Annotated in this window: 5 protein-coding genes and 1 pseudogene; 4 read left to right on the forward strand and 2 right to left on the reverse strand. The window is 64.1% G+C overall.

What is annotated here, in order from left to right; all coding sequences use genetic code 11:
• A pseudogene (locus EN984_RS22495) lies at positions 1 to 573 on the reverse strand (glycosyl transferase family 1); the annotation flags it as partial.
• Between the two features lie 10 nt (positions 574 to 583).
• Positions 584 to 1,744, reverse strand: coding sequence for a GntR family transcriptional regulator (locus tag EN984_RS22500; protein WP_236382938.1), 1,161 nt, complete (start codon positions 1,742 to 1,744; stop codon positions 584 to 586).
• Positions 1,745 to 1,762: 18 nt separating this feature from the next.
• On the opposite strand from EN984_RS22500, the gene EN984_RS22505 reads away from it, so the two are divergent.
• The 4 genes from EN984_RS22505 to EN984_RS22525 form a co-directional block, all read left to right on the forward strand.
• Positions 1,763 to 2,827 carry a spermidine/putrescine ABC transporter substrate-binding protein gene (locus EN984_RS22505; protein WP_127266967.1) on the forward strand — a complete coding sequence of 355 codons (1,065 nt, stop codon included), beginning with the start codon at positions 1,763 to 1,765 and terminating at the stop codon, positions 2,825 to 2,827.
• Positions 2,828 to 3,067: 240 nt separating this feature from the next.
• Positions 3,068 to 3,910: an ABC transporter permease gene (locus tag EN984_RS22515; RefSeq protein ID WP_127266981.1), complete on the forward strand. Its 843-nt coding sequence runs from the start codon at positions 3,068 to 3,070 to the stop codon at positions 3,908 to 3,910.
• Entirely contained in the window at positions 3,903 to 4,697 is a 795-nt protein-coding gene (locus EN984_RS22520; protein WP_127266969.1) for an ABC transporter permease, read from the forward strand. The genes EN984_RS22515 and EN984_RS22520 overlap by 8 nt, the downstream gene beginning before the upstream one ends.
• Positions 4,694 to 4,999: ABC transporter ATP-binding protein (locus EN984_RS22525; protein ID WP_164765581.1), on the forward strand; the 306-nt coding region annotated here is incomplete at its 3' end. The genes EN984_RS22520 and EN984_RS22525, both read left to right, overlap by 4 nt.

Here is a 4,999-nt window from a genome sequence, read left to right on the forward strand (position 1 = left end):
GTCATGTGCGGGCGCGCAAGCCGCCAGATACCTTGCCTCGAACGCCGCGCGTTGCGGGTCATCCGCACCAAGCCCCGACAGGTAGGGCGGCACATTGGTGTCCGGCAGCTCGGTCTCGGCGCAGGAGACGACACGCACCCAGGGACAGCCGGCGGCTGATATCGCCGGGAACATGATGACATTGTCGAGCACCACCGCGTCCGGCTTCAGCCGCGCCAGCAATTGGCGCAGCGGCGCCTCGGCATTGACCGCAGTGTCGACGATGGCCTGCCAGGTCGGCGCGACATAGGTTTCCAGCTGGTCGATCGGGCTCAGCCGGAAATGCGGCAGGTGCCGGCGCACGAAGGCCTGCCAATAGCTCTGGCGTTCGCTGTCGCTCAGCGGCTCGTCGGTCGGCAGCTGGTATTCCTGGAAACCATAGTCGGCAAAGACGCCGGAAAAGCCGGCATGGCAAATGAAGACGGGCCGGGCTCCCTTGGCACGCAATGCCTGCGCGATGCCGACGCAATTCAACGCCGCGCCGAAACTGGCTTCGGGAAACAGCGCGATGGTCGGGCTGGCTTTACGCGTCAATTATTCCTCGTCATTCCGGCCGGCTGATCATGCCGAACAGGGCGGGCGCCCCGCGACTGGCCGCCTGCGGTCGCTGGTTGCGGGAAAGCCGCAGGTGGATACGAAGCAGATCGGCCGCCACCTCATACTGCAGGCTTTCAAGATGGTCGAGTATAACAAGGTGTTCGCGCAGCGATTGCCGCAGGCGGAAGACGTTGACGCCGGCATAGATGCCCGGCAGCCGGCGCAGCCTGAGATGATCGGCCAGCGCATCAGCAACGAAGCGGTTGGCGCAGCCCTCAGCGAGCATGCCGTGAAAATCGATGTCCAGCCGCTGGAACTCGCGTGTATCGAATGCGGCGTCCGGCAGCGCCACCAGCGCTTCCATAGCCTGGCGCAACGTCGCCGCCCGCGCGCCGTCCAGCCGGAAGCCCGGCGTCAGGATGGCCGCGGGTTCCAGCAGCAAGCGGAACTCATAGCTGTCGCCTTGCGCCTCTGGATCGTCGGGCGTGCGCCGAAACAGCCAGGACTGGCCAGGCGCTCGGTCCAACAAATTCTCTTCGGTCAGTTTGTTAAGTGCTTTTAGTACCGTCTTGCGCTCGGCACTGTAGCGCCGTATCAGCCCCGCGACGGTCACCGTCTGGTCCAGCCGACGCGCCGACCGGTCGCGCAGGATCGCCTCGGCCAACTCGTCCTCCTCGGCGGCGGGCAGTTCCGTGGCGACTGAAGCCTGCGCGGTGAGGTCGATGGCCAGGTGATAACCGGAATCTGCCTCCCAGCGCACGACACCCCGTTCAGCGAGCAGGCCGAGAGCCGCCCGCACCGGCGTGCGCGAGACATTGCACAACGAAGCGATCTGCTGCTCCGGCAAGCGTGCGCCGGGCTCAAAACCGCGCTGCCGCGCCACATCCAGGATGCGCTGCGCCAGATCGAGGTGGTTGGTGCGAGGTCGTCGGGCTGCGGCTTGCATGACTGGTCTCGTGGAAAACGACATGACCGCATTGATCTGACCGATCGCCCGCACGGACGCAATCGGCCAGATTCCACGATCGCTTAGCAAATTATGGATTGACGTACTTTTTTCTGCAATAGTACTGTCAGGGCAATCGGCGAGAAAAAGACCGAGGGAACGGGATCGAGGCAGCGGCAAGGGTCGCAGGCGTTGGTCCGGCGAATGCAATTCGACGATCAACCGAAATGGGAGTCTGTCATGACCGCTACCAGCCTGCGGCGCCGTGCGCTGAAAACATCTTCGATCGCACTTGGCCTGGCCTTGGCGCTGTCCGCGCCGGCGACGGCTGCCGACCTCGTCATTTCCAACTGGGACGGCTACATGGCGCCTGACGCCATGGCCGCCTTCAAGACCGCCACCGGCGTGTCGGGCGAAGTGGTGGTGCACGCCACCAATGAAGAGATCATGGGCAAGCTCATCGCCGCCGGCGGCAAGGGCTATGACGTGGTCTTCGTTTCTTCGCCCTTCGCCGAGGTGCTGAACAAGCTCGGCCTGACCGAGCCGATCGACCACGCCAAGATCCCGAACCTCACCAATCTCTATCCCGAGGCAACCAAGCTGCCGCACGATGCCGGCAATGCATTCTCGGTGCCCTACACCTGGGGCACGACCGGCCTCTGCTACCGTTCGGACCTGATGAAGGTTGCGCCCACCAGCTGGAGCGACCTGCTCGCGCCATCCGACGAATTGAAGGGCAAGACCACCATGCTGGCGACCGACCGCTGGCTGCTGGCTGCTGGCCAGCTCGACAAGGGCTATTCGGTCAACGAAACCGACCCGGCCAAGATGGCTGAGGTCAAGGATCTGCTGATCTCGGCCAAGAAGACCCTGCTCGCCTATGACGACACCACCTTCTATTCCAAGCTGGTGTCCGGCGAGGCGCTGATGGTGCAGGCATGGGACGGCTGGTGCAATTACGGCATCGCCGAAAAGCCAGAGATCAAATACGTCATTCCCAAGGAAGGCTCCGACCTCTGGGTTGACACGATGGTGGTGATGAAGGCCTCCGCCAACAAGGATGCCGCCTTCCAGTTCATCAACTTCATGCTCGACGCCAAGAACCACGCCTGGGCGGCGCAGAACATCGACTACAAGGTGCCGAACAAGCCAGCCATGGAAAGCCTGCCGGCCGATTTCCTGGCCAAATTCCCCAACATGGCGATGCCGGTGGCCGATCTCGTCAAGTTCGAGCAGTTGCGTGACGTCGGCGACGCCCAGCGCGACTATTCGAAGATCGTCAGCGAGATCAAGGCGGCGCAGTAGGGACTGTTCCAACAGCATCTTGGAATTAAGCTTGCGTTCCATGTCGCCCCCCTCTGGCCTGCCGGCCATCTCCCCCTCAAGGGGGGAGATTGGCTGTGGCGTCGCTTTCGCCAATCTTCGATATCTGGATGTAAGCGAGAGGTTCGAGCTGCTGATCTCCCCCCTTGAGGGGGAGATGGCCGGCAGGCCAGAGGGGGGCGCTCCTCCGTGAAATACACCCCCTCCCGCTCCTCCCTCCTGATGGCCCCGGCGCTGGCATGGCTCGCCGCCTTGATAGTGGTGCCGTGCGCGCTGGTGCTGGCGCTCGCCTTCTTCCGGCGCGGCATCTATGGCGGCATCGAATACACCTTCACGCTGGAGAATTTCGGCCTGGTCTTCGACCCGCTCTATGCCGGCATCTTCCTCAATTCGGCGCGCATCGCCGGCACCGCCACCCTGATCGCGGTGGTGATCGGCTATGCCGCCGCCTACGCCATCGCAGCCGCCCCGCGCCGGTGGCAGCCGGTGTTCCTGTTCTTCGCCGTGCTGCCGTTCTGGTCCAATTACCTCATCCGCACCTATGCGTGGATCGTGCTGCTCAACCGCGAAGGCCTGATCACGCAGTTGTTGCGCTGGTTCGGCTACACCGGCGAGCCACCATCGATGCTCTATACGGAAGGCGCGGTCATCGCCGGCCTCGTCTACAACTATTTGCCCTTCGTCATCCTCGCCTGCTACGCGCCACTGTCGCGCCTCAACCCGGAACTCGCCGAGGCCTCGCGTGACCTCGGCGCCTCCGCCGCCACCACATTCCGCCGTGTCATCCTGCCGCTGACCGTGCCGGGCATTGCCGCCGGCGCAGTGTTTGTCTTCGTGCTGTCGATCGGCAATTTCGTCACGCCCGCGCTGCTCGGCGGCGGCCGCTTCCAGATGATCGGCAACCTCGTCTACGACCAGTTCCTGACCGCCAACGACTGGCCGTTCGGCGCCGCGCTCGCGATGGCGCTGATCGCCATCATGCTTCTGGTGCTGATGGCGCAGGCGCTGGCCGCCAATCGCGCCTCGGGCCACGCCGCGCAAGCCGGCGGAGGCACCGATGGCTGAGCGCTCCCCCGCCACGCGGCGCACGCTCTGGCTCGTGCTGAGCCTGGTCTTCGCTTTCCTCTACATCCCGATCGCCGTGCTGGTGGCGCTGTCTTTCAACGAAGGTGGGCTGCCGACCGCATGGTCGGGATTCTCGCTGAAATGGTATGCCTCGCTGGCCTCGAACAGCGCCATCCTGTCCGCTGCGCTCAACACGCTGATCGTGGCGCTGGTGTCGACCGCAATCGCAACATTGCTCGGCACGCTGCTGGCGATCGGCATCGAGATGCGCCGGCAGTACGGCAAGGGCCTCGAAGCGCTGATCTTCGCGCCGATGATCATTCCCGACATCGTGCTGGCGATCGCGCTGCTGTCGTTGTTCTCCATGCTCAACCTGACCATGGGCCTGCACACGATCATCCTCGCCCATGTCGTCTTCAATCTCGCCTTCGTCTGCTCGGTGGTGCGCGCAAGGCTGAAGAGCTTCGACTGGTCGATCGTCGAGGCCTCCGCTGATCTCGGCGCCTCCGCGCTCACCACGTTCAGGCGGGTGACATTGCCGGTCATCGCGCCGGCGGTGATCGCCGGCGCGCTGCTCGCCTTCACGCTCTCGGTCGACGAGTTCATCATCGCCTTCTTCACCGCCGGCGCCGGCCGCGCATCGACGACGCTGCCGATGCAGATCTACGCCATGATCCGCTTCGGCATCACGCCGGAGATCAACGCGCTGGCGACCATAGTCATGGCGGTCTCGATCACCGCGCTGACCCTGTCGCAGCGGCTCAACCGTGGGATCATAGGCCAATGAGCGAACCCCGCACGCTTCTGGCCATCGATCATGTGTCGAAAAATTTCGGCCGGGTGACCGCCGTCGACGGCATCTCGCTCGACATCCGCGAGAATGAGTTCTTCGCGCTGCTCGGCCCGTCGGGCTGCGGCAAGACCACGCTGCTGCGCATGCTGGCAGGCTTCGAGACGCCCAATGAGGGGCGCATCCTGCTCGACGGCCGCGACATTGCCAAAACCCCGCCCAACAAGCGGCCGGTCAATCTGATGTTCCAGTCCTACGCGCTGTTTCCGCATATGAGCGTCCGCGCCAACGTCTCCTAC

The sequence above is a fragment of the Mesorhizobium sp. M7A.F.Ca.CA.004.12.1.1 genome (genome assembly GCF_003997835.1).
In the GTDB taxonomy this organism is placed as follows: domain Bacteria; phylum Pseudomonadota; class Alphaproteobacteria; order Rhizobiales; family Rhizobiaceae; genus Mesorhizobium.